3 protein-coding genes and 1 pseudogene are annotated in these 2,117 nt (G+C 70.8%); 3 read left to right on the forward strand and 1 reads right to left on the reverse strand.

All coding sequences use genetic code 11. From position 1 onward, the window contains the following. Positions 1–233: pseudogene (locus P409_RS39600) on the forward strand (LysR family transcriptional regulator); the annotation flags it as partial. Positions 234–258: 25 nt separating this feature from the next. Here P409_RS39600 and P409_RS32560 read toward each other — a convergent pair. Next, a complete protein-coding gene (locus P409_RS32560; protein ID WP_034848419.1) occupies positions 259–441 on the reverse strand; it encodes a DUF1674 domain-containing protein in 183 nt (60 codons plus the stop codon). A gap of 94 nt (positions 442–535) precedes the next feature. Between P409_RS32560 and htpX the strand changes: the two genes are divergently transcribed. Then, on the forward strand, positions 536–1,411 hold the full coding sequence (gene htpX / locus P409_RS32565) for a zinc metalloprotease HtpX (RefSeq protein ID WP_034848413.1): 876 nt from the start codon (positions 536–538) through the stop codon (positions 1,409–1,411). 246 nt (positions 1,412–1,657) lie between these two features. Next, positions 1,658–2,117: MFS transporter (locus P409_RS32570; RefSeq protein ID WP_034848416.1), on the forward strand; the 460-nt coding region annotated here is incomplete at its 3' end.

A 2,117-nucleotide genomic window follows, 5' to 3' on the forward strand; every position in this document is an offset into this window, starting at 1 on the left:
ATTTCATCGCCGCGCCGATGCTGGTGGCCGAGAGCGACATGATCCTGTCGCTGCCGCGCCGGCTGGCGCGCCGCGTCGCCGCCACGGCGCCGATCGAGGTGCTGGAGCTGCCGCTCGAGGCCGAACGCTTCACCGTGTCGATGATCTGGCACGAGCGGCGGCAGGACGACCCGGCCCATGCCTGGCTGCGCCGGCAGCTGGCGGACTCGGCGCGCGACGCGACCCGGGATTGAGCGCGGAGAGCCCGCGCCCCCGGGCTCAGAAGTCCGAGCAGCGGCCGTTCACGTCCCAGTCGCCGTAGCGGGTCGGCTCCGGCCCCTTCGGGCCGCCGATCTCGCCGGGCGGCTGGGGCACGATCTCGACCGGCGCGCCGGTGCGCGGGTCGATGCGCTCGGCCAGTTCCTGCGGCGACAGCGGCTTGGGGGTCTCGGTCCTGCTCATCCCCCGGATATGGCCCTGCCTCGCCACGGTGTCCAGGCTTGATCGGAAGCGGGCCGGGGCCATTTCATCCGGGACGAGACGGACGGAGGAATTGATGTCGGGCTATATCCGCACGGCGATGCTGCTGGCGGCCCTCACCGCGCTGTTCATGGCGGCGGGCTGGCTGCTGGGCGGGCAGGGCGGAATGATGATCGCGCTTCTGGTGGCGGTGGGCATGAACCTGTTCGCCTACTGGAACGCGGACAAGATGGTGCTGCGCATGCACAATGCGCGCGAGGTCGATGCCCGCACCGCGCCCGACTTCTACAATCTGGTCGCAAGGCTGGCCGAGCAGGCGCAACTGCCGATGCCGCGGGTCTACATCATCGACACCGACCAGCCGAACGCCTTCGCCACCGGCCGCAACCCGCAGAACGCAGCCGTGGCCGCCACCACCGGCCTGCTGCGCCGGCTGTCGGCGGAAGAGGTGGCGGGCGTGATGGCGCATGAGCTGGCGCATGTCCGCAACCGCGACACGCTGATCATGACGATCACCGCCACCATCGCCGGCGCCCTGTCGATGCTGGCGAATTTCGGCCTGTTCTTCGGCGGCGGCGACAACCGCAACAACCCGCTCGGCTTCATCGGCGTGATCCTGACCGTGATCCTGGCGCCGCTCGCCGCCATGCTGGTGCAGATGGCGATCAGCCGCAGCCGTGAGTACGAGGCCGACCGGGTCGGGGCCGAGATCTGCGGCCGGCCGCTGTGGCTGGCCTCGGCCCTGGAAAAGATCGAGGCGTTCTCGCAGCGGATCGACTACGGTGCGGCGGAGCGGAACCCCGCCACCGCCCACATGTTCATCATCAATCCCCTGCACGCCCATGCGGTCGACAGCCTGTTCTCGACTCACCCGAAGACCGCGAACCGCGTCGCCGCGCTCCAGCGCATGGCGGGCCTCGCGCAGGGCCAGGGCCGCGGGCCCTGGGGCTGAGGCCTCCGGCCTCCTGATCGCCTCCCAAGCCCCATCGAGTCCCCCCTCCCCCTGCGGGAGGGGGGTAGGGGAGGGGGTTGTCGATCGAAGAGAGCCGGCCCTGCCGGATTGAGAGATTCCGGCTGTCGGGCTGCGGAACCGGGGCCTGTGCTTACGGCGCGAACCCCTCCCCTGCCCCCCTCCCGCGAGGGGAGGGGGGACTACTGACCTTTCCTGTCGGGTCCGGGTGGCGCTCGGGGCCCATCCATGACCGCCGAGGCCGCCTCCGCCCCTCGCGCCAACGGGCGGGCCGCGATCTTCGGCTGGTGTCTCTACGACTGGGCGATGAGCGCCTTCAACACCCTCATCGGCACCTTCGTCTTCTCCGCCTATTTCAGCAAAGGGATCGTCGGCGACCCCGTTCGCGGCACCGAGCTGTGGGGCAACGCCATCGGCATCGCGGGCGGCGCCATCGTCCTGCTGAGCCCGATCCTCGGCGCGGTCGCCGATCATGGCGGGCGGCGCAGGGCCTGGCTCGCCGCCTGCGTCGTCGCGGCCGTGGTGCCGACGGCGCTGCTCTGGTTCATGGCGCCGGACCCGTCCTGGATCCTGCCGGCGATGCTGCTGGTCGTCGTCGCCACCATCGCCTTCGAGCTGTCGTCCGTCTTCTACAACGCGCTGCTGATCGACGTGGCCCCGCCCGGCATGCTCGGCCGCGTCTCCGGCT

It is taken from the genome of Inquilinus limosus MP06, from assembly GCF_000767795.1.
Taxonomy (GTDB): Bacteria; Pseudomonadota; Alphaproteobacteria; order DSM-16000; family Inquilinaceae; genus Inquilinus; species Inquilinus limosus_E.

What these genes read in the sequence shown, in the direction of transcription:
- P409_RS32560 (WP_034848419.1), bottom strand. Translation starts at nt 441, where the DNA reads ATGAGCAGGACCGAGACCCCCAAGCCGCTGTCGCCGCAGGAACTGGCC.
- htpX (WP_034848413.1), top strand. Translation starts at nt 536, where the DNA reads ATGTCGGGCTATATCCGCACGGCGATGCTGCTGGCGGCCCTCACCGCG.